This is a genomic window from Larkinella arboricola (assembly GCF_003259745.1).
GTDB lineage: Bacteria > Bacteroidota > Bacteroidia > Cytophagales > Spirosomataceae > Larkinella > Larkinella arboricola.
In genome coordinates, this window is sequence record NZ_QLMC01000002.1 from 833,398 (window position 1) to 855,627 (window position 22,230).

Here is a 22,230-nt window from a genome sequence, read left to right on the forward strand (position 1 = left end):
ATGGCTCAAAAATAGTTCTTTTCTTAGAACGCACCTCCGACTCTGCTTAAAACCTAGTTTTGAGTTTTTTGACAATTTTTCGTGAAAAAAAGGTTAAAATGGAGGTGAATTTTTGGAAATGAAAACAAATTGTCAGTATTTTTGGCTGTTTTTAATTCAAAAACCACCTCAAACCTAACATGTCTAACTTTCGGTTTAAAGCTCTCGAAATTGCACAAAGTCGGCAAGCGTTGTCCGTAGCTCCTCCAGCCGAGAAGGTGTCGGAATTTTATGGCTCCTACACTTTTAATAACGAAGTGATGCGCTCCCTGCTGTCGCCGGAAGCGTATCTCAAAATTACCCAGGCTATTGAAACCGGTGGTAAAATCGACCGCGACATTGCTGACGAAGTGGCAAATGCCATGAAGTCATGGGCGCTGGGCAAAGGAGCTACCCACTACACGCACTGGTTTCAGCCGCTGACGGGTGATACGGCCGAAAAACACGATGCCTTCTTTGATGTAACGATAGAAGGCAAAGCCATCGAGAAGTTTAAAGGAAGCGCCCTGGTTCAGCAGGAGCCCGATGCTTCGTCATTCCCCAACGGTGGTCTGCGGAATACGTTTGAAGCACGCGGGTATACGGGTTGGGATCCCAGCTCACCGGCGTTCCTGATGGACAACGGTGCGGGTGGTAAAACGCTCTGTATTCCTTCGGTATTTATTTCCTATACCGGTGAAGCCCTTGACTACAAAACCCCGTTGCTGAAAGCCCTCTCGGCCGTTGATAAAGCAGCTACGGCGGTTTGCCAATATTTTGATCGGAATGTAACGAAAGTAACCCCAACGCTCGGACCCGAGCAGGAGTACTTCGTTGTTGATAAGGCCCTGTTCTACGCCCGCCCGGACCTGGTGATGTCCGGCCGCACGGTATTCGGGCACTCGCCCGCCCGGGGTCAGCAGTTGGAAGACCACTACTTCGGTACGATTCCTCCGCGCGTAAACGCGTTCATGGTCGATTTCGAATTCGAAGCCATGAAACTCGGTATGCCCGTTCGCACGCGTCACAACGAGGTAGCTCCGGGCCAGTTTGAAGTAGCCCCGACCTTTGAAGAGGTGAACCTGGCCATCGACCACAACGCCCTGTTGATGGACCTGATGGAAAAAGTGGCCGAAAGACACAACTTCAAAATCCTGTTCCACGAAAAACCGTTTGCCGGAATCAACGGTAGCGGGAAACACAACAACTGGTCGCTCGGCACCAACACCGGTGTGAACCTGCTGGCTCCCAGCTCTAAACCGAAAGAAAGCCTGCGCTTCCTGACTTTCCTGGTGAACGTGGTGAAAGCCGTGCATGATCATGCCGATCTGCTGCGGGCCAGCATCGCTTCAGCCGGTAATGAATACCGTCTGGGTGCCAACGAAGCCCCCCCGGCCATCGTTTCGATCTTCCTGGGTGAGTCGCTGACGAAGGCACTGGAAGACCTCGAAACCAAGTCGGAGGTAATCGTCAACAAAGGCGATAACGTCTATTACAAACTGGGTATCAACCGGATTCCGTCGCTGCTCCGCGACAATACCGACCGTAACCGGACTTCACCGTTTGCCTTCACGGGTAACAAATTTGAATTCCGGGCCGTGGGTGGTGGTGCCAACTCCTCTTCAACCATGACGGTATTGAACGCCATTGTGGCCGATCAGCTGAACAAATTCAAGCAGGATCTGGATGCTCGTCTGGCCAACGGAGAGAAGAAAGAACTCGCCATTGTCGATATTCTGAAGTCTTACTACGCCGATTCAAAACGCATTCTGTTTGAAGGAAACGGGTATTCGGATGAGTGGATTGAAGAAGCGGCAAAACGCGGTTTGTCGAATATCAAATCGTCGCCGGAAGCCCTGGGTGTGTACCTGAAACCCGAGTCGCTGGAACTGTTCGAGCGTACGGGAGTTCTGAGCCACACCGAGGTAGAATCCCGCTATGAGATCGAACTGGAAAAATACGTGAAGAAAGTACAGATCGAATCGCGTGTGATTGGTGATCTGGCCCTGAACCACATTATCTCAACGGCGTTGAAATACCTGAACAAACTGGCCGAAACCGCAAAATCGCTGGTTGACCTGGGTATGAACAACGAAGCTGAGCCGATCAAAGCGATGATCGCTGAAATTTCGGCCCGTGTCAGCAACATCAAGAAAGGAGTTGAAGACATGACCGAAACCCGTAAGCGGGCCAATGCGCTGCCGACGGCCACTGAAATGGCGAAAGTTTACGCAACGGAAGTGAAAGATTTCTTTGATGTAATCCGCTACGAAGTTGATAAGCTGGAATTGATTATCGACGACGAAGACTGGCCGCTGGTGAAATACCGCGAACTGCTTTTTATCAAGTAATAAAGTTTTTCCAACCATATCGTTACATAAAGCCCGCGCCGATTGGCGTGGGCTTTTGTTTTTCAGAGGCCCCAGGATTTGTTTAGCCAATGACCACAATTTTTTAGTTAAAAATACGCTTATTTGTAATTCTGTTTGGGAACGCGAAAACTGGCGTCCCGACGTAAAAAGCAACGAATTGACTCGAAAAATCTGAGCAAAAATGCCCTTTAGCGTAGCAACCTTCATGCGCGATTTATGCCGCTTACCGCATCGGGGTGCGGCTACTGCCAACGAAGCTCCGGCCATCGAATTGCTGATGACCGCCCTGCGCGAACTTCAGGCTACGGTATCGGTCGAACCCTTCCGGACGCCCCGAACCTACGTGCCGGTTATTTACTGGCTGAGTGGCGGCATCATTGCCGGTTTAGTTACGTTCTCTTGGCTGGGCTGGGTGTCCGTCGGCTGGACCTGGTGCTGGATCATCCTGAACTGGCTGTTTTTTAACTGGCGTTTTTCGCCGGCCAGCCGCCTTCCCCCGCAGGCGACATCCCATAATGTCATAGGGCGCTGGCCGGAAAAGGAGAGTGGCAAAGAGCACGATACCCCCGTCATGAAGTTCATTTTAATGGCTCATTACGATACCGCGCCCATTTCACTGCTCTACCGCAAAGATCGGGTCGGCAGTTTCCGGCTGTCGATTGCCGTGTCGCTGTTCCTGATGGTGGCCGCCGGTTTTCTGATGATTTTTGAACAGGCCGGGTTCGGAAGTCGCTGGCTGGTCTTGTTTCGGAACGGTTTAATTGCCTATTTCGTTCTACAGGCGCTGCTCGGTACGCTGGGCTACTGGCTTTACGGGTATTCGAACGGAGCCAGCGACAATGCAACCGGCGTAGCTGCGGCCCTGGCCACCGCCGAACGGCTGCAACAGGTCTATTTGCCGGGTATGGATCTTGAGGTCGTGCTGACGGGGGCCGGAGAAGCCGGCATGATGGGTTCGCGGGCGTATCTGGAAAAACACCACGCTAGTTGGCCCAAAGGACGGACGTTTGTGGTTAACTTTGACACCCTGGGTAACGGAACGCTGCGGGTTATTAAACATACCGGCACAATAGAAGTTATTGAGTATACCAATGAACTGATGAATACGGCGGAGAGCCTGCTGGAAGAAAAGCCGTTTCGCGGGGTTGTAAAGCCCGACCGCTGGCACATGGCCGATTTTGACAGTGTATGGTTTGTTCGCCGGAAAATACCGGTCATGACCTTGACGGCGATGGATGCCAGTGGCCGTATGCCCAATATCCATCGCCTGGAAGATCAGCTGGTACTGACCGATGTATCAGCCATTCCGGTAGCGGTTGATTTTGCCATTCAGACGCTCGTTCGTACCTACCAGACGTTTGAGGTCACGGCCGAGCGATTATAACGGAATGGAGCGGCCCGGAAGCGCCAGGCCGGTGAAATTTTAGCGAAGAAACTAAATTGCCATAGTTAATTATTATTTAAATGGGGACGTATAAAAACGAAGGATTTGATCCGGCGGTGATCCGAAGTCTCAAGGAACAATATACGCAGGAAGGAAGCACATTCATTTATGTAGAGGACGAAGATGATGATTCTGACGTGCTCAATTCGGGTGAATGTGTTCACGTCCAATTCGTAGGAAACTACCGGGAGTCTGAAGTAATCTATGATGCCATTATCTACACGCTTCGGCTGCACCACAGCAGTCTGGTGTATGAAATGGCAATGGACAAAGTAAAGAAGTCTTTTCCAAGCTATGTGCCGGTGGAAGAACGGAAAGCCGATTACCGGATCGACCCGGAGCTGGAAGAAGAAATTGAGTTGTTCCTGACCGAACTGATTGAGGAAATCGAAGAAACGGAAGCCGTAAAAGTGCAGGAACACATCGAAATTGACCCGGATTTTGAATTCGGTATCAGCCTCGACGTTTGCCTGAACGTGGAAGAAATTACCGAGGAAGTCATTGAGGATTTTATTGCCAGATTCACGTCGAACACCCTGGAACTGGACGAGACGATGTATTCATTCTCGAGCGATGATGAATCAGAAAGTTAATTTTTTCGTTAGCAGTTTAAGGTAGCCAGTTGAGGGGCCGGTTTGGGCTCATTCGTCAGTATCTATGCACTTGTTTTATCAGCCTGATGCAGAACAGGAATCATTCCTGAGTGAGGAAGAATCCCGGCATTGCGTCAAAACCCTGCGTCTGACGAAGGGAGATGCCATTGATGTCACGGACGGGAAGGGAAAGCGTTACAAAAGCGTCATTGAAACCGCCGATCCGCGCCGGTGTACATTTCGAATTCAGGAAACGTTTGTCCAAACACCCCGGCCTTACCGGATTCATCTGGCCGTAGCACCCACCAAAAACAGTGACCGAATCGAATGGCTCGTTGAAAAAACCGTGGAGCTGGGCATCGATCACCTGAGTTTTTTCGTTAGTAAACATTCGGAACGGCGTTTGCTTAAGATCGACCGACTGGAAAAAATTGCCGTGGCCGCCATGAAACAGTCGTTGCAGTTGTTTATGCCGGTGATTGATCCGCTGCTGGATTTTTCCAGCGTGCTAACAAAACCGGCCGATCAGCGGTTTATCGCTCATCTGCCGGAAGACGCATCGGCTGCGCCGTTGGGGAAGGCGGGTCGTCCGGGCGGAACCACGCTGGTGCTGATCGGGCCGGAGGGTGACTTTGCCAAACCGGAAATAGAATCGGCCCTTGCCAGCGGGTTCAACATGGTGACGCTGGGATCGACGCGGCTGCGTACTGAAACGGCGGCTCTGGCGGCCTGTCATACCATACACCTGATTAATACAATATGATGACGAGACGGCTTACGCACCTTCTGCAAACGATTTTTGTTCTCACATTGCTGACGACAACGGCGGTTCAGGCGCAGTACTCCTATAAAATTGCGAAACTGAAATACAATGGAGGGGGCGACTGGTACGCCAACAAAACATCCATTCCGAACCTGATCAAATTCTGCAACACCAACCTGCGGATGAACATTTTTCCGGAGGAAGATATTGTGGAAGTGGGTAGCCCGGAATTATTTTCGTATCCGTTTGTTCATATGACCGGGCACGGGAACGTGGTGTTTACGGATGCCGAAGCCCAGAATCTGAGACGGTATTTAATGTCGGGCGGATTTTTGCACATCGACGATAATTACGGGCTGGATAAGTTTATCCGGCGCGAGATGAAAAAGGTTTTTCCGGAGTTAACGTTTATTGAATTGCCATATAACCATCCGGTTTATCACCAGAAATTTAACTTCACCAACGGCTTGCCCAAGGTGCACGAACACGAAGGGAAGGCACCGCAGGGATTTGGATTAATCTGGGAAGGCCGCCTGGTTTGTTTTTACAGTTACGAGTGTGATTTAGGGAATGGGTGGGAAGACCAATCGGTCTATAATGATCCGGAAGAAGCCCGTCAACAGGCTTTACGCATGGGTGCCAACCTGTTACAGTACTCGACAACGGCTTATTAAGCAAAAAAATAAAAAAAATAAAAATTTGTCTTATTCGGTTAACAATCGGCTTAATTGTTGTAGATTTGTATAAATCAATTGCACTGTAGTTGGTTGTTAGCCATTCACTTTTAACAATGTTACGCCTGTGGTAATAGTTCTTGTCGCCTTTGTTGCTCACTGGTACGTGTCACTTTTCTGCCAGACCTTCTTTCTGCACCGGTATTCGGCTCATAAGATGTTCACGATGAGCAAGGTTTGGGAACGCTTTTTTTATTTCCTGACCTACGTTTCGCAAGGGTCTTCCTATCTAAGCCCCCGGGCTTATGCGGTTTTACACCGTATGCACCATGCGTTCAGCGATACGCCTAAAGACCCGCACTCCCCGCATCATACGAAAAACGTATTTACCATGATGTGGAAAACAAAAGATATTTACAATGCCGTTTTGAACCGGACGCGCCCCGTTGAAGCCAAATTCGACCGGAATTACCCGGTTTGGGAAACGCTGGAGAAAATCGGGGATTCCTGGATTTCACGCGTCGGCTGGGGAACCGCCTACTCGCTGTTCTATATTTTCGCATACGTTTATCTGGATATGCACTGGGCGTTTTTCTTCCTGCTGCCAGTCCACTTCCTGATGGGACCCATCCACGGCGCAATTGTAAACTGGAGCGGTCACAAATACGGCTATGCCAACTTCGATAACCACGACCGGTCGAAAAATTCGCTGTTCTTCGACTGGCTGATGCTGGGCGAGCTGTTCCAGAACAACCACCACAAACGTCCGAATGCAGCCAACTTCGGTGCCAAATGGTGGGAGGTCGACCCGACCTATCCCGTGATCAAGTTTCTGGCCTGGACGGGCATTATCAAAATGCGTCCGGCTAAAGTCAACACCGGCGAATTTGAAACCGGTCACGAGCGTCTGGTAGAGACCAACGAGAAGATGTCTGCTTAATAAACGCTTTCAATACCATATAAAAAGCCCGCTAGCCAAAACTAGCGGGCTTTTTTATTGTTGCCGTTCCGACGACGGGGTTAGAGCAACACCTTGGCAATCTCTTCCCAGGAGAATACCCGTTGGAACATCTCGTTATCGCGATTGTGCGGAGCGTCAAACAACAACCCCTTTCCCTGAAAGCTAACCAGATTATACGGCATATCGTCAATCATGACATCGGCCCGGATGATGCTCTTGTCTCCGCAGAACACCCGGTTTTTCCAGTGAATGTGCGGAAAGTGGCGATCCAGCCAGTCGTATTTTTCCGCCAGCGAATTGCGAAACTCCATGGCCGCCGAGGTGATGTAGAGATCGTATTTCTCGGACAGTTCCCGGGTTATTTCCGGCGCGCCGGGCATCACCTCAATGTCAGCGAAGAAACCCGGCTGATGCACATAGTCGGATAATCGCTGCGAAATGTCTTTTTCCAGCACCTCATGAAAGGAGTTCTCCCGAAATACGTCGGGGAGGGCGTTTGTGTCGAAATCGCGACGATAGATTGCAATAAATTTGCCGACGGTGTCCGCCAGCACGTCGTCCATGTCAATGGCAATGCGAGGTTTCATTCGTTAAATTTTACGCCAATAGCTCTTTTTCCGCTTGAATATACGACGGCATCAATTGGTTTTTTGGCTTCCTCGGCTTCTTTTTTCACACGACGGACAAACTGCTCCATGTCTTCCTCAATGGAGTTATTGACCAGACCGCTGGTAAAGTACGACTTGGCCTTTACTCCACCCGAGGCATCAACTACGGTTTTGTAATCCTTCACCGGTTCGTTCATCACGTACACCGCCAGTCCGTCGATTTTGCGCACTTTCGCCAGTCCTTTGTCACGGCTGGCGTTGTCTTTGTACTTAATGGCAATGGCGGTTTTCGAGCCTGAAATCACCACCGCGTCAAACTCCTGGTTCTTGGACTTGGCATCTTTCGTGGCCCGGCGGACAAACTGGGAAACTTTGTCGGATACGCCTTCGTTGACAACACCGCCCGTTAGTAACGAAGCCGCTTTGGCGCCCGTCGCAACTTCAAACACGGTTTCGTACGCCTGTAGCGGTTCGCACATGATGTAGGTCTCGACGCCCTGAATTTTTTCGACCCGTGCGGGGTTCTGCGCCAAAACGGAGGTAACGGATAAGAAGGCACAAAAAAGCCCGGCAAACTTTTGCTTCACGTTCATAGTAGTTGATATGTTAAAAAAACAGCCCTAAGCTAGTGCATTCACGAAGCCGTTTCAACGGACCCGCCACGAGCTGTTTTTTTTCTGCCATGAAGTGAACAAATGGCTTGTTCAATCGCACTGGGCCGGTTTTTAAACCAGCTTGCGTTCCTGGTCAAACTTTTCCAGGTAGTCAGAAACCCGTTTGACAAACTGCCCGCCCAGCGAACCATCCACCACCCGGTGGTCGTAACTGTGGGAAATAAACATTTTGTGCCGGATGCCGATCAGATCGCCCTGGGGCGTTTCGATGACGGCCGGTTTTTTCTCAATGGTGCCGAATGCCATGATGGCTACCTGGGGCTGAACAATGATGGGCGTTCCCATGATGTTGCCAAACATTCCGATGTTGGAAACCGTGTAGGTGCCGTTCGCCAGATCGTCGGCGGTCAGTTTGTTTTCGCGGGCGCGTCGACCCAGGTCATTTACTTTTTTGGTCAGACCGACGAGGTTATACTGGTCGGCGTCGTGAATGACCGGCACGATCAGATTCCCGCTTGGCAGGGCCACGGCCATACCCACGTTGATGTTCTTTTTGACCAGAATCCGGTCGCCATCGACCGAAACGTTGATGAGCGGAAAATCCCGAATAGCCTTGACAACGGCTTCGATCAGCAACGGCGTATAGGTGATGTTTTCGCCGTATTGCTGCTGGAACAATTTCTTGTTGCGCTCCCGCCACTGCACAATCACGGTCATATCGGTTTCCACAAACGAGGAAACGTGGGGCGAAATCCGCTTCGATTCGACCATCCGATCGGCAATCATTTTCCGCATCCGGTCCATCTGAATGATGTCCTGCTGTCCCGAAACGGAAGGAGCAACCGGCAGGGGCGCTGGTTTGGGCGGTATCGATGGGGCCACTGGCTCGGTTTTTCGCTTCTCAACGTAGGCCAGAATGTCGTTTTTGGTGATGCGGTTTTCGGCCCCGGTCCCGGTAATGGTGGCCAGTTCAGCTTCCGAAATGCCTTCTGCTTTGATAATACTCTGGACCAGGGGGGAGAGGAAACCGTTGTTGGCGTTGGGAGTGGCTTCGGCATCGGTGCGGATGGCCGGGTTGCTCGTCGAAAGCCGTTCCACATCCGATTCCAGTTTGGCGGCAACGCTGGCTACATCCTGTTCCTCCGTTTGGCCGGTAACCGGCGCATCGGGTTGCGGGGGCGTTGGTTGCGGTTTCGAAACGGTTTCATCCTGCTCCACTTCGATCCGGGCCACCGGGCTGCCAATCGCAACTACATCACCGTCTTTCACCAGCACTTCCTTCAAAATGCCGGAGTGCGAAGCCGGAACTTCGGTATCCACTTTATCGGTCGCCACTTCCAGGATGGAATCGTCGGCTTCGATGCGGTCGCCGGGCTGTTTGAGCCAGGAAATAACCGTACATTCAATAATGCTTTCGCCCATTTTGGGCATAACCATGTCAACGAGTGCCATTGATGGGTAATTTATAGTTCGTCCAGCAGCGTTTGCCGCAGGAGATTGAAGACATATACACTGGTTTGCTGAATATTCTGCTCCCGAAAAGGACCGAGTTTCAGCAAGCGGGCTACCGTTTGCTTTTCCGTAGAACAGGCAATCCAGATCGTGCCGACCGGCTTTTCGGGCGTTCCGCCATTGGGTCCGGCAATGCCGCTGGTGGCAATGCCAACATTCGCGCCCAACACCTTGCGAACGCCCTCGGCCATTTCCCGGACGGTTTGTTCACTGACAGCACCGAACTGGGCCAGCGTCTCGGGCTTAACGCCCAACTGACTAACCTTAACGGTATTGCTGTAACTGACCACCCCGCCAACAAAGTAAGATGACGAGCCGGAATATTTCGTGATCTGGCTGGCTACAAAGCCGCCGGTGCAGCTTTCGGCCGTCGCCAGCATCCAGTTTTTTTCGGCTAACAAGCCGGCCACAACGGTTTCCAGTTCGTCATCGTCGTAGCCGAATACGTAGGGCTGAATCAGGGGCAAAACGGCCTGGACCTGCGCATCAATTTCTTCTTTCAGGTGAATGGAATCCGTGCCGGTGCCGGTTAGCCGGAGACGAACCTGACCAAAATGAGGGAGGTACGCCAGTTTGATGTGGGCAGGCAGGTTATTTTCCCAGTCGGCGATGGTTTCGGCCAGAAACGACTCCCCAATGCCCACCGTCCGAATCATTTTATGCACGATCACCGGCGTTTCAAAATGCTTTTGCAGCATCGGAATAATCCGGTATTGCATCAGGTTTTTCATTTCGAACGGTACGCCCGGCAGCGATACATACACCGTCCCGTTTTCGTTAAACCACATCCCCGGCGCGGTACCCCAGTCGTTTGCTACATACGTACAGTTGAGGGGCAGGTCGGCCTGGCGGGCGTTGATTTCAGTGATCTGACGGCCCCGGCTTTCAAAAAACTTCGTCACAAATGCCAGGGCTTCGGGATTCCGTTCGAGTGTGGTGTTGAAATATTCGCAGAGCGTTACTTTGGTGACGTCGTCTTTGGTGGGACCCAGCCCACCGGTCAGAATCACCAGATCGGCGCGTTGGGTGGCTTCGTCCAGCACGGCCAGAATGGCTTCCCGCGTGTCGCCGACCGACGATTTGCGAACCGTTCGGATGCCGATCTTGGTCAGTTCGGCCCCGATCCATTGGGTGTTCGTATCGGTAATTTGTCCAAACAGTATTTCGTCACCAATCGTTATGACTTCGGCCAGAATGGGTTTCATGAAAAGGAATTACAAAATTTTGTGGTTCAGCCTTTGACTTTTGCCCAGATTTGCTGTCTTATCAAAAAAGGCCGATTGACAGAACAACAACGGAATGCGGTGTTTGGCGCCAAAAGTACGTAAAAAAACGGTTTTTCTTTTGTCAGTAGCCGGTCGGCCAGCGTTACACTAGTAATACTAACCTGAAATTGCTATGAAAAAAACGGTAATTCTGGGCCTGTTCCTGACCGCCTTTGCGGGGGTGGCCAGCGCCCAAAGCGACTCAAGTCAGTCCGAACAGCCCAGAAAGAAATCAGTATTCGGACAGATCCTGGAAAAAGTGAGCGAGGTCACGACCAGTGGCTCACTGACCAACAGCGAAATTGCCAGCGGTCTAAAAGAAGCCCTGCGGATCGGGATCAGTAAAGGGTCCGACCAGGCATCAGCCAAGGACGGTTATTACAAAAATGCCCTCATCAAAATTCTGATGCCGCCCGAAGCGCAGAAAGTGGAGTCGGCTTTGCGCAAGGTCGGACTGGGTAAGCAGGTCGATCAGTTTATCCTGTCGCTCAATCGTTCGGCGGAAGATGCGGCCAAAGAAGCCAAACCGATCTTCCTGAACGCCCTGACGTCGATGACCATTCAGGATGCCGTCGGAATTTTGCGCGGAGAGAAAAATGCCGCGACGCAATATCTGAAACGGACCACCTCCGATCAGCTTCTGGCGGCTTTTACGCCGGTCATCGACAGCACACTGAAGAAAAACAATGCAACCCGCTACTACGGCGATCTGGTTCGTACCTACAATAAACTGCCGATTGCGACCAAAAAAATCGACCCGGACCTGACTCATTATGCTGCTACGAAGGCAACCGACGGTATTTTTACCCTGGTTGAGCAGGAGGAAATCCGGATTCGGGAAAACCCGGCCGCCCGCGTAAACGACCTGCTGAAGAAAGTGTTTGGTCAACAGTAACCGGAATTTGACGGGCGGCTTTAGGATTGCAACCCGACAAATGTTTACCTTTGAAGTCGAAAAACTCCGCAAAAACCGGAACCGTTAGTCTGCGGCTTCGGTTGGATGAGCGGAGTTTTTATTTATTGAGAAGAAAGCAATGAAAAAATCAGACATCAACTTTTCGGTTGAACTAGACGACCAGAATATTCCGGAAAAGATTTACTGGAATGCCACCGACAATCCGAATGAGGGGCTGAGCGATGCCAAAGCCGTGGTGGTGTCGGTGTGGGATCATTACAATCAGGGAACGCTGCGGCTGAATCTGTGGACCAAAGACATGCCCGTTACTGATATGAAGCGCTTTTGCGTGGAAGTGCTCGGCAGTCTGGCCGATACGATTGTAACCGCGACGGGCGATCAGAAAATGGCCGATGAGATCGATAACGTTTGTCGTTCCCTGAGCAAAAAAGTAGAAGAGGAGTACCGCGAACAGGCGCAGCAATCGTAAGCGTTTTGGCTGTTTGGGTAGGGTGTATGCTATCGAGTTGCCGGTTGATGCAGGAATGACCTCACAAACCGTTTACTCGATAACATACACCCTCAGTGTATGATTCTAACTTGTTACCATGAAAGTTCTTCATTCGCTTGTCATTATTGTTTGGCTGACGATTGGTTCGGCGGCTGCGCAGGGGGTTCAGTTCCGGTCGGGGGCGCTCAGTACGGTTTTTGATGCGGCCCGTAAGACCAAGAAACCTGTGTTTATCGAAGTGTACTCGGCCACCTGTCACGTTTGCCAGAGTTTTATCCCCACGTTTGCCGATGCGCGAGTCGGGAAGTACTACAACAGCCGCTTCGTCAACACCAAAGTTGATATCGGTTCCAAAGAAACGGTTGCCTTTCTGGAAAAGAACCACCTGTTTGTGCCGTCGCTGCCGTTGTTTCTCTACTTTGACGGGCAGGGGAATATGATGCACATGGCGATGAGCAATAATACGGCGGATGAGGTCATCCGGCACGGAATGACGGCTTTGAATCCGAACATGCGTTCGTCGGCCATGCGAAAACGGTACGAAGCCGGGGAGCGGTCCGATAATTTCCTGATCGACTACGCCATGCTGGCCCGGGTAACGCGCGACACGGTGACCAACATCCGGGTGATGAACGAGTATGCCGCCCGGCAAAACGCCAGCACCTACAACAGCCCAACCAACTGGCTTGTTTTGCAGCGCCTGATCCTGGACGTTGACAACCCCCTGTTCCAATACATGATCGGCCACCTGGACCCGTTCGTGAAAGCCCACGGTGCCGAGCAGGTTAAGCAAGTGGCGGAAAACATTCTGATGTCGTCCCTGTACAGCGGCCGGGGTAATCAGTATCCAGCCACCAAAATCATCACCATCCGGAACCAGCTTCAGCAAATCGGCATTGACGGACGGGTGGCCAGCAACCGCACACTGCTGCCGGAAGTAAACGCCTATTTCCGGACGGGACAAACGGCCAAAGCCGCTTCCCGCATGGACGACCACATTGCCCAGAGCCAGTTTTCGACGCCCGAGTACCTGTACGTCATTCGGTTGTTTAACCGGAAAAGCCCGGACGCCAGCGATGCACCGACGGTGGCGCGGTGGGCCAATAAAGCCATTCCGCAGGCAAAAACACCCGCAGAGCAGGCCGATTTATACTACGAACTGGCGGAAGTATACCGTCGGGGGGGGAAAACGGCAGAGGGCCTGAAAGCCGCCCAGAAATCGCTGGAGCTGGCAAAAACCGCTAAAATGGACACGAAGCGGAATACGGCCCAGTTGGCGAGAATGAAGTAATAGAAAAATATCAGGAGTAAATCACGTTGGAGAACGGCGGCTGCTTCAGCAGATAGGCCGAATTTTCGTCGCCCAGCTCGATGGCGCGGATCAGGTCTTTTTGCGCCTGACTGTATTGTTCGAGCTTCATGCGCGACAAGGCCCGCCAGCGGATGGCGTCGGGTTGCTGCCCCCGGAAGTACCAGACGGCTTTATCGAATTCCTTAAACGCTTCGCTGTACAGGTTTAACTCAAACAGGGCAATGCCTTTGTCCAGATAGGCGTCGGCAATGGTGTTATCAAAGCTGAGGGCGCAGGTTAGGTCAAACAGGGCGGAGTGAGCGTTCTGGTTCCGGAGATGACACTTGGCACGGTACGCAAAGGCAATGGCCGATTTGGGGTACGTTTTGACGGCTTTATCGAAATAAACCAGGGCTTCATCGTACTGATGAAGGTGAATGAGACGAATACCGTGGGCAAAACGAAGGCGGTCTTTGTCAGCCTGGGTATCGTGGTCGATTACAAAATACCGGATGGTCAGATACAGGATAAAGCAGAATCCTATGAGCGCAACTTCCATGGTCTGAAGCCTTTCAAAAAGCTATCGTAAAATAACGGGAAAAACCGGTTTTTCCAATAGTTTGCCTATTTTCCGAGTTCCTGACGGGCGGCTTTGGGCAAACTTTTCACAATCAGATCATACGAGTGATCAATCCATTTTTTTAGATCGCTTTCACGGATCGACGAGTCGATGATGACGGTATTCCAGTGTTTTTTGTTCATGTGGTAACCGGGCCGCACCGCGTCGAATTGTTCCCGCAGGTCAACCGCCAGCTCCGGATCGCATTTCAGGTTAACCGTCAGCGGCTCGGCATCCAGTGAAGTCAGGGCAAAGATTTTTCCACCCACTTTAAAAACCAGCGTTTCGTCACCAAAAGGCATCGATTCCGTCGCGCTGGGTTTACTCAGGCAATAGTCCCGCAGGGTTTCAATATTCATCGAAGAATCGCCCGGACAATCATGACAATAACGCAAATCAGAAACATGATGATCGAAATACGGTTAATTCCGTGCATCATGCGGATGTTTGTATTTGTGGGGCGGCTGGGATCGGGTTTCTGAAAAACCTGATAGAAATACCGGAACACGTCGCCCAGTTTGAAATAATCTCCAATACGAGACATAAAGAGTTAAAAGTTAAGACTGAAGAAGTAAGAGTTCAAAAGAGTCATAAGCCGTGCGGAGCCAGCTTATCCATCCTGACTCTTCATTCATACCTCATTTTCCGGTTCATTCCAGCGACCGTCTTCTTTGATAAGTTCGATCAATTCATTGACGGCGTGGTCGGCGTGAACTGATTTTTTGACCACCTGCTGACCTCTATATAACGAAATTTTGTCTTTTCCGATTCCCACATACCCATAATCGGCGTCGGCCATTTCGCCCGGACCGTTCACGATACAGCCCATAATACCGATTTTAATGCCTTTCAGGTGATCAGTCCGTTTGCGGATCATGGCCGTAGTTTCCTGCAAATCAAAAAGCGTGCGTCCGCAGGAGGGGCAGGAGATGTACTCGGTTTTCGACATCCGGGTGCGGGCGGCCTGTAAAATACCGAACGCAATCGAATTGTACCGGTTGGCTGTCGTCAGCCGTTCCTCAATCGGTAGATCGGGCAATTGGTCGGTGGCTAGCCAGACGCCGTCGCCTAAGCCATCGACCAGCAAACCGCCGAGATCCGTGGCTGCATACAACTGCAACGTATCGCCCTGGCGGTCAGCGAAGCCCCGCAGCGTTACCACGGGACAAGTAACATCTTTGTTGATTAAATCTACGTACAACCGGCGGAGTTCAGCCATTGCATGGGCGTTTTCCGTGCGAACCACCAGAACCACGGACTGATCGGCAGCCAGGGCATGAGCCAGCTCCTCCGACCAATCTCCTAACCGGGTTTCGACAAAATTAAGCGTCGGATGCAGGGCGTCCGGTGTTTGCCGAAGATTCAGATACGTAGCGGTATCGAGCAGCGGAAATTGATGGACGCGATCACCGGCTGTGAGCCAGGTTTTGTAATCCAGAATTTCTTTTAAACCGTTCGGCAACATGAACGACACCGGACGGGAGCCGGTATAGAGGTAATCGGCACCCAGGTCGTTCATCCGCCATTTATCGGGAACGGGCAGGTAAAAATGCCCGATGGGCCGCAACTGCTCGTGCTCAGTTACCGGTATTTCGGAATAATCGGCAATGACACGGGGCACGTTGATGCCACCAAAATTGGCTACTTCGTGCGTTTTCCGGCGTGTATATTGGAAAGGATCAATCGGATAGTGCCGGATGGCTGGAATGGGAGCGTGCCCCGCCCGTTTGGTGTACCGGTCAATCAGGGCCTGGGCCACGGGAGCTTCCAGTTCCGGATCTTCCGTCAGCGACACGCGAACCGTATCGCCCAGACCGTCTTCCAGCAGGGTTCCGATGCCGACTGCCGATTTAATCCGGCCATCCTCGGCTTCACCGGCTTCGGTTACGCCCAGGTGCAGCGGATATGGTTTCAGTCCTTCGGCATCCAGCCGGTGTACCAGCAGGCGGTAGGCTTCTACCATTACCTGCGGGTTGCTGGATTTCATGGACAGCACGATGCTGTAGTAATTCTCGTCTTCACAAATGCGCAGAAACTCCAGGGCCGATTCCACCATGCCGAGGGGCGTATCGCCGTACCGGCTCAAAATCCGGTCGGACAGCGAACCGTGGTTGGTACCGATGCGCATGGCCGTGCCGTATTCCTTGCAGATTCGGACGAGGGGCCGGAATTTATCCCGAATCCGCTCCAGTTCAGCGGCATAGGACGCGTCCGTATAGTCAATCACCTCGAAGCGTTTGCGGTCGGCGTAGTTGCCCGGATTAATCCGGACTTTCTCGACAATGCGGGCGGCCAGTTCGGCGGCATTGGGCGTAAAATGAATGTCGGCTACCAGCGGAGTGTCGTAGCCCCGTGCCCGCAATTCCTTGCGAATGTTTTCCAGATTCTGGGCTTCCTTGACGCTCGGCGCCGTAATTCGGATGTATTCACAACCGGCTTCGATCATGCGGATCGCCTGTTCCACCGAACCCAGCGTGTCCATGGTGTCGATGGTTGTCATCGACTGCACCCGGATGGGATAATCAGACCCCAGCGGAACCGAACCAATGGGAACGGTGATGGTCGTGCGACGGGAGTAATCGGTCAGCGAATTGCAATAGGATGCCGGGTGATCGGCAGACGGGATGATAGACGGTGTTGCGAAGTCAAGCATAGCTAAACAGCGTGTGCGGAAGAAAGGCAAAGGTACAAAACCTACGCGGTATCCCCGCTAACGCTAATGATAGAACCCGCTTTTTGCCGAAAATGTTCAATTTCGGTAAGCGGGTTCTGGAGACTGAAAAGTGCTGAAAAACAGCGTGTTATTTATTCTTCAACTTTGGTGCCTTCGTCGATCCGGATGATATAAGCCTGACCGCCCTGACGTTCGATGGCTTCGGCAACGGCTCCGGCATGACCGGGTGCGTAGGCAAACATGCAGCCGCCCCCGCCCGAACCGTTGATTTTGCCGCCCAGGGCTCCGGCATTCAGGGCGGCTTCCAGCATCCGGTCAATTTTAGGGGTTGAAATCCGTTGGGCGTCCCGCAGATTGGCGTGGTGACGGTTCAGCAGATCGCCCAGCCGGATGTGATCCAGATCAGCCGATTCGAGCACCTGCCGGGCTTCCCGCAGGATGTCGCGGTTGGAAATGGTGCCTTCGAGCAGGGTGTTTTCACCACCGGATAAGTAAGGCCGGTAATCGTCGATTTCCAGCACATCGGCGGTTTGCAGCGAAAAGTCCGGGTTTACGGCTGTAACTTTCTCGACAATGCCGGTAACGCCCGAACGAAGCCGTCCCAGAATGTCCAGGGTATCTTTAGCTTCCAGCGAATCGCCCAGCACGAACGCACCCAGTTTCGGGCGTAGTTCTTCAATGACAATTTCCGGTTCGGATTCCAGGTAAATAACGTCACCCATGGCCGTGGAGTAATGGTCCATCATGCCGCCCGGTTCGCCAAATTCGGCGGTTTCGGCTTCGTTGGCCAGCCGCCCGATTTCCTGCCGGCTGAGCAGCCGCGGACGGTCGCTCATGCGCATCAGGAAATGCAGCCACGACGCCACCAGCGCCGACGAACTGGAGGTTCCGGAATTAATGGGAATGTTGCCGCGGACTTCGCATTCGACGCCTTTCGCAAACCGGTAGCCGTGCCGGACCAGCACGTTGTAACTACTCCGGAAATAATCGCGCGGTTTGGTGTAGGCCAGGCTCGAACCCGTCAGGTCAAATTCTTCCCGCTCGTTAATGTCCGGCAGATTGATGACGACTTTGCTGTCGGCTCGCTGGGTGCCGGTAATCCGGATGCGCCGGTTGATAGCGGCCGCAATCACCGGTAAACCCAGGTAATCTAGGTGTTCGCCGAATAAACAGATTCCGCCGGGTGTAGAAACGCTGATTGGACTCATTACCAGTTTGTTTTTTTGCTACCAACGGTGGCATAATACAAGATGTAACCCAGAAGAGGCAAAATCAGAGCATAGGCCATTTTGGGGCTAACGGTATCGGTCAGGTAACCGTGCAGCAGGGGCATCAGGGCTCCACCCGAAATCCCCATGATCAGCAAAGCCGAACCTAATTTGGTAAAACGGCCCAGTCGGTTGAGCGACAGCGGCCAGAGCGCCCCCCAGATAGGAGCGATGGCAAAGCCCAGTAGAGCAATGCAGAGAACCGACGCAAAACCGTCCGTGAGCAGGGCTCCCACCGTTAGAATGATACCGAGAACCGTACCCAGCATCAGGGCTTTTTGCTGGGAAAGAAAGCGCGGAATCAGGATGATACACAGGATATAACCCGCTAACATACCGTAAAGCGTGTAAGCCGTAAAATACTTCGCTTCGTCGTTTGAGAAGCCCAGCGCCACACCGTAGTTAATGATCGTATCGCCCGAAATAACTTCTACCCCCACGTAGCAGAAGATGGCCAGGACACCCAGCACCAGATTGGCGTGTTCCCAGATGCTGTTTGTCGTTACTTTGGTTGTTACCGTGGCATCATCATCCTGCTCCTCCGATACTTCCGGCAGCGTCGAAAACCGGATCAGGAGGGCCAGCACCACCAGGATACCCGTCAGAATCATGTAGGGGGTCACCACTTTGTCGAGGGTTTCGGCGGCCGAAAGCGTATTTGCGCCGGTCAACAGCAAACCACCGAAGATAAACTGGCTGATGATACCGGCCATTTTGTTGGCAACGCCCATGAAGCTGATCCGCTGAGCGGCACTCTCACGCGGGCCCAGAATGGTCACGTACGGGTTGGATGCGGTTTGCAAAACCGTCAGGCCGATACCGATTAAAAACAAACCCACCAGAAACAGCGGGTAGGAAACTGCCTTGGCCGCCGGAATGAAGATCATCGTTCCGACCGCCATGATGAGCAGGCCCACCGACATCCCGTTTTTAAAACCGGTTTTGCGCAGCAACCAGGACGACGGAATGGCCATCAGCGTATAAGAAATGAAGAACGCAAACGCAACCAGGTTCGAACCGACGGTACTGAGCTGGAAAGCCTGCTTAAAAAAGGCAATGAGAACCCCGTTTACCCAGGTAACAAATCCGAAAATGAAGAATAACATGCCGACAATCAGCAGCGGTCCGAGGTAATTTTTGGTAGAATTCTGGGTTGCAGTAGGTGTCATTGTAAAGAGGTTGTAAAAAGTATTTGTGCCCGTTACGTGAGAACGGCCATACAAGATATTTTAAAATTTTTTATTAATGTGGATTTCCGTTCGATTCCCGTGAAATTTGCCGTATTAATACTCGTCGGTGAGGGCAAAAATCGGCTTGTTGGTTTTCCATTTGCCGCGCGTGAAATCCGGAATTTCAATGGGTTTACTGCCTTTGGCGATGGATTCTTCCGACAGGGGGCTGATGGCGCTCCAGACGGCGGTGTCGTACACGTCGATGGGGGGCGGCACTTTGCGTTTTACCGATTCAATGAACGCCCGAATCACGAAAAAGTCGATACCGCCGTGCCCGGCTTTTTCGGCGGCTGAAGCGTGGCGTTTCCAGATCGGGTGATCGTATTTTTCCTGATACGGTCCGAAGGGTTCCCACTGGTGCGGTTTGGGGCTGGTCCCTTCAATATAAATGGTTTTGCCGTCGTCCATCCAGATGCCCTGCGTTCCCTGCGCCCGGAAGCCGAGCGAATAGGGGCGGGGGGAGTTGGTGTCGTGCATGATGACGATGTTTTCGCCGTTGGCACACTGGATAACCGTGGTGACAATATCGCCCAGCTTGAAATTGACCTTCGCATTGGGGTGATTCGGACCGCCTTTATCAACCACGTACTTGTGCAGACCGCGGGCTTTGGTAGCCGTTGAGGTAAGGTGGGTGAAGCGGTTGCCGCGGTTAATATCCAGCCAGTGGGCTACCGGTCCCAGACCGTGGGTGGGGTACAGATCGCCGTTGCGGTCTACCGAGTGCTGGGTGCGCCAGCGGGCTTCCGAGTAACCTTTGGCTCCAAATTCGGCCCCAACGCCCTGATTAACGGTTCCGTCGTTAAATTTGACGTTGCGCAAATCGTGCTGGTAACCGCAGTGGGCGTAGAGCATTTCGCCAAACATACCCTGGCGAATCATGTTCAGAACGGCCATGACATCGCGCCGGTAGCAGACGTTTTCCAGAATCATGCACGGCATTCCGCTTTTTTCGGATGCGTCGATCAGCTGCCACGATTCCTTGAGTGTGACCGTCGCCGATACTTCCACGCCCGCGTACTTTCCGGCTTTCATGGTAGCAACCGCCATCGGAACGTGCCATTCCCAGGGGGTAGCAATGACCACACCGTCGATGTCGTCGCGTTTGAGCAGGTTCAGGAAGTCCTCATCCGATTTGCCGTAAACGGCCGCTTCCGGACGCCCGGCTTTCCGGATCATCGCTTTGGTGCGGTTGATCGCGTCGGGGTCAATGTCGCAAATGGCCGTGATCAGGACATCATCCCGATACAGCGCCTGTTCAACGTGGCTGCGACCGCGCCCGCCAACCCCAATGAAAGCCAGCCGAACTTTCTGGTTCTGCGCCGGAGCGCCGGTTAGAACGGTTGGAAACAGATGGGCGGAGGAAACGGTAGCGGCTGCGGAACGCAGGAAATGACGGCGGTTTGTTTTCAAGGGTATCGGTTTCTGGATTTGGAATAAGACTCGGTTGTAAAAAAAACGGAAAATATTCGTAGCGCCAAGAAATGCTCCGATTATTAAAGGGACGGTATTATCCTATCCCATACCCTATATACGGATTCTGGATAAATCGGGCCATTGAACAGCCCGTATGAACCAAATCAGAAACCGGTATGTTATATTGCCGAAACTCACTGAAATTTCTCCAGAAAGCGGATCGTCCCACCGCTTGACGGCTTAAATGTGTTGCAGACAACCTTTCTGACGACATTTTGGTCGAGAAGTTTAACAATCGTAAATCCGGGTAACCGGTGCTGACAGAATGGATAAAAAACGGGTGGCGGTGTTCCGGAAAGAGCACTTCAATGCGGCTCATCGTCTCCATAATCCGGAGTGGTCGGAGGAGGAGAACCAACGGGTGTTTGGCAAGTGCAACAATCCTCATTTTCACGGCCATAATTACGAACTGATCGTTCAGGTCATCGGCGAAGTGAACCCGGTAACGGGCTACGTGATGGATATGAAGGTGTTGAGCGATTTGATTAAATCTCAGGTCACGGACCGATTTGATCACAAAAATCTTAATCTGGACACCGAAGAATTTAAAAGCCTTAATCCCTCCGCCGAAAACATTGCCATCGTGATTTACGATTCGCTGCGCAGCCAGCTTGATTCATCCCTGGATTTGAAAATCAGACTCTATGAAACCGAACGGAACTTCGTTGAATACCCGGTCTAACGGCCATCACCTGAATTTTGACGTATTGAATGAGCTGACGGTCGAGGAGATCGGTGATGACCACATGGCGTCTTCCCTCGAAACGCCGTTGCGTGAGGATGCGTTTGCCCTGACCGACGAAGCCAAAATAGAACGTATCGAAGAACACTTCCGCGAGATCATGAATATTCTCGGGCTGGATCTGACCGACGATAGTTTGAAGGGAACGCCCAAACGCGTGGCTAAAATGTACGTGAAGGAAATTTTCAGTGGTCTGAATCCGGATAATAAGCCGAAAGCGGCTCTTTTTGAAAATAAATACCAGTACAAGGAAATGCTGGTAGAAAAAAATATTACCGTTCAGTCGCACTGCGAACACCACTTTGTGCCCATCCTGGGCCGCGCTCACGTGGCCTACATTTCGAGCGGAAAAGTGATTGGTCTGTCGAAACTGAACCGGATTGTGCAGTACTTTGCCAAACGCCCGCAGGTTCAGGAACGGCTGACGGTGCAGATTGCCAATGAGTTAAAAGAAGTGCTGCAAACGGAAGACGTAGCCGTGATCATCGACGCCCGGCACCTGTGCGTTTCCATGCGCGGTGTGCAGGATGTCAATAGTTCGACGGTAACGGCGCACTACGGCGGCAAATTCAAAGACGACGAAGCCACCCGCCAGGAGTTCCTGCGCCACGTCAGCGAACCCACCGCAGCTATTTAAGTTAAAAGTTAAGAATGAAGAGTTAAGAGTTGGCTAACGCATCTAAACTCTTAACTCTTCACTT

General features: G+C 52.1%; 22 protein-coding genes. 11 read left to right on the forward strand and 11 right to left on the reverse strand.

Annotated elements, in window-relative coordinates:
* Nucleotides 1–179: 179 nt before the first annotated feature.
* The 6 genes from LX87_RS10545 (at nucleotide 180) to LX87_RS10570 (ending at nucleotide 6,804) form a co-directional block, all read left to right on the forward strand.
* The gene (locus tag LX87_RS10545) at nucleotides 180–2,369 is read left to right on the forward strand and encodes a glutamine synthetase III family protein (RefSeq protein WP_111628158.1); all 2,190 of its coding nucleotides are present in this window, start codon (nucleotides 180–182) and stop codon (nucleotides 2,367–2,369) included.
* A 202-nt stretch (nucleotides 2,370–2,571) separates the two neighbouring features.
* Nucleotides 2,572–3,774 carry a M28 family peptidase gene (locus tag LX87_RS10550; RefSeq protein ID WP_111628159.1) on the forward strand — a complete coding sequence of 401 codons (1,203 nt, stop codon included), beginning with the start codon at nucleotides 2,572–2,574 and terminating at the stop codon, nucleotides 3,772–3,774.
* Between the two features lie 80 nt (nucleotides 3,775–3,854).
* Complete coding sequence (locus tag LX87_RS10555) at nucleotides 3,855–4,427, forward strand: hypothetical protein (RefSeq protein ID WP_111628160.1); 573 nt, start codon at nucleotides 3,855–3,857, stop codon at nucleotides 4,425–4,427.
* 64 nt (nucleotides 4,428–4,491) lie between these two features.
* Complete coding sequence (locus tag LX87_RS10560; protein ID WP_111628161.1) at nucleotides 4,492–5,190, forward strand: 16S rRNA (uracil(1498)-N(3))-methyltransferase; 699 nt, start codon at nucleotides 4,492–4,494, stop codon at nucleotides 5,188–5,190.
* Entirely contained in the window at nucleotides 5,190–5,864 is a 675-nt protein-coding gene (locus LX87_RS10565) for a DUF4159 domain-containing protein (protein ID WP_111628162.1), read from the forward strand. The genes LX87_RS10560 and LX87_RS10565 overlap by 1 nt, the downstream gene beginning before the upstream one ends.
* Nucleotides 5,865–5,991: 127 nt before the next feature.
* The gene (locus tag LX87_RS10570; protein WP_111628163.1) at nucleotides 5,992–6,804 is read left to right on the forward strand and encodes an acyl-CoA desaturase; all 813 of its coding nucleotides are present in this window, start codon (nucleotides 5,992–5,994) and stop codon (nucleotides 6,802–6,804) included.
* A gap of 80 nt (nucleotides 6,805–6,884) precedes the next feature.
* On the opposite strand, the gene LX87_RS10575 is transcribed toward LX87_RS10570, so the two are convergent.
* From LX87_RS10575 to LX87_RS10590, 4 genes are all read right to left on the reverse strand, one after another.
* Complete coding sequence (locus LX87_RS10575) at nucleotides 6,885–7,412, reverse strand: 5' nucleotidase, NT5C type (protein WP_111628164.1); 528 nt, start codon at nucleotides 7,410–7,412, stop codon at nucleotides 6,885–6,887.
* On the reverse strand, nucleotides 7,409–8,026 hold the full coding sequence (locus tag LX87_RS10580; protein ID WP_111628165.1) for a hypothetical protein: 618 nt from the start codon (nucleotides 8,024–8,026) through the stop codon (nucleotides 7,409–7,411). The genes LX87_RS10575 and LX87_RS10580 overlap by 4 nt, the downstream gene beginning before the upstream one ends.
* A 132-nt stretch (nucleotides 8,027–8,158) precedes the next feature.
* Nucleotides 8,159–9,499, reverse strand: coding sequence for a dihydrolipoamide acetyltransferase family protein (locus tag LX87_RS10585; protein WP_111628166.1), 1,341 nt, complete (start codon nucleotides 9,497–9,499; stop codon nucleotides 8,159–8,161).
* 11 nt (nucleotides 9,500–9,510) lie between these two features.
* Complete coding sequence (locus tag LX87_RS10590) at nucleotides 9,511–10,764, reverse strand: competence/damage-inducible protein A (protein ID WP_111628167.1); 1,254 nt, start codon at nucleotides 10,762–10,764, stop codon at nucleotides 9,511–9,513.
* Nucleotides 10,765–10,957: 193 nt separating this feature from the next.
* Here LX87_RS10590 and LX87_RS10595 point away from each other — a divergent pair, with 193 nt between their 5' ends.
* The 3 genes from LX87_RS10595 (at nucleotide 10,958) to LX87_RS10605 (ending at nucleotide 13,521) form a co-directional block, all read left to right on the forward strand.
* On the forward strand, nucleotides 10,958–11,719 hold the full coding sequence (locus tag LX87_RS10595; RefSeq protein WP_111628168.1) for a DUF4197 domain-containing protein: 762 nt from the start codon (nucleotides 10,958–10,960) through the stop codon (nucleotides 11,717–11,719).
* Between the two features lie 139 nt (nucleotides 11,720–11,858).
* Nucleotides 11,859–12,209, forward strand: a complete 351-nt coding sequence (gene gldC / locus LX87_RS10600) for a gliding motility protein GldC (protein WP_111628169.1) — start codon at nucleotides 11,859–11,861, stop codon at nucleotides 12,207–12,209.
* A gap of 118 nt (nucleotides 12,210–12,327) precedes the next feature.
* Nucleotides 12,328–13,521 (forward strand): DUF255 domain-containing protein, encoded by a 1,194-nt coding sequence (locus tag LX87_RS10605; RefSeq protein WP_111628170.1) that lies wholly within the window; start codon nucleotides 12,328–12,330, stop codon nucleotides 13,519–13,521.
* 10 nt (nucleotides 13,522–13,531) lie between these two features.
* Here LX87_RS10605 and LX87_RS10610 read toward each other — a convergent pair whose 3' ends face one another.
* The 7 genes from LX87_RS10610 to LX87_RS10640 all read right to left on the reverse strand — a co-directional run bounded on the left by LX87_RS10610 (nucleotide 13,532) and on the right by LX87_RS10640 (nucleotide 20,730).
* Nucleotides 13,532–14,080: a tetratricopeptide repeat protein gene (locus tag LX87_RS10610; protein WP_111628171.1), complete on the reverse strand. Its 549-nt coding sequence runs from the start codon at nucleotides 14,078–14,080 to the stop codon at nucleotides 13,532–13,534.
* A gap of 65 nt (nucleotides 14,081–14,145) precedes the next feature.
* Nucleotides 14,146–14,499, reverse strand: a complete 354-nt coding sequence (locus LX87_RS10615) for an MmcQ/YjbR family DNA-binding protein (protein WP_111628172.1) — start codon at nucleotides 14,497–14,499, stop codon at nucleotides 14,146–14,148.
* Nucleotides 14,496–14,684, reverse strand: coding sequence for a DUF6728 family protein (locus LX87_RS10620; RefSeq protein WP_111628173.1), 189 nt, complete (start codon nucleotides 14,682–14,684; stop codon nucleotides 14,496–14,498). The genes LX87_RS10615 and LX87_RS10620 overlap by 4 nt, the downstream gene beginning before the upstream one ends.
* 87 nt (nucleotides 14,685–14,771) lie before the next feature.
* Entirely contained in the window at nucleotides 14,772–16,793 is a 2,022-nt protein-coding gene (gene ispG, locus LX87_RS10625) for a (E)-4-hydroxy-3-methylbut-2-enyl-diphosphate synthase (RefSeq protein WP_111628174.1), read from the reverse strand.
* A 152-nt stretch (nucleotides 16,794–16,945) separates the two neighbouring features.
* Nucleotides 16,946–18,022 (reverse strand): mevalonate kinase family protein, encoded by a 1,077-nt coding sequence (locus tag LX87_RS10630; RefSeq protein ID WP_111628175.1) that lies wholly within the window; start codon nucleotides 18,020–18,022, stop codon nucleotides 16,946–16,948.
* Entirely contained in the window at nucleotides 18,022–19,251 is a 1,230-nt protein-coding gene (locus LX87_RS10635; protein ID WP_111628176.1) for a sugar MFS transporter, read from the reverse strand. The genes LX87_RS10630 and LX87_RS10635 overlap by 1 nt, the downstream gene beginning before the upstream one ends.
* A 114-nt stretch (nucleotides 19,252–19,365) precedes the next feature.
* Nucleotides 19,366–20,730, reverse strand: coding sequence for a Gfo/Idh/MocA family protein (locus LX87_RS10640; protein WP_374755120.1), 1,365 nt, complete (start codon nucleotides 20,728–20,730; stop codon nucleotides 19,366–19,368).
* 322 nt (nucleotides 20,731–21,052) lie between these two features.
* On the opposite strand from LX87_RS10640, the gene LX87_RS10645 reads away from it, so the two are divergent.
* On the forward strand, nucleotides 21,053–21,469 hold the full coding sequence (locus LX87_RS10645; RefSeq protein WP_111628178.1) for a 6-pyruvoyl trahydropterin synthase family protein: 417 nt from the start codon (nucleotides 21,053–21,055) through the stop codon (nucleotides 21,467–21,469).
* Entirely contained in the window at nucleotides 21,432–22,166 is a 735-nt protein-coding gene (gene folE, locus LX87_RS10650) for a GTP cyclohydrolase I FolE (protein WP_111628179.1), read from the forward strand. Before LX87_RS10645 ends, folE begins: the two co-directional genes overlap by 38 nt.
* Nucleotides 22,167–22,230 lie beyond the last annotated feature (64 nt).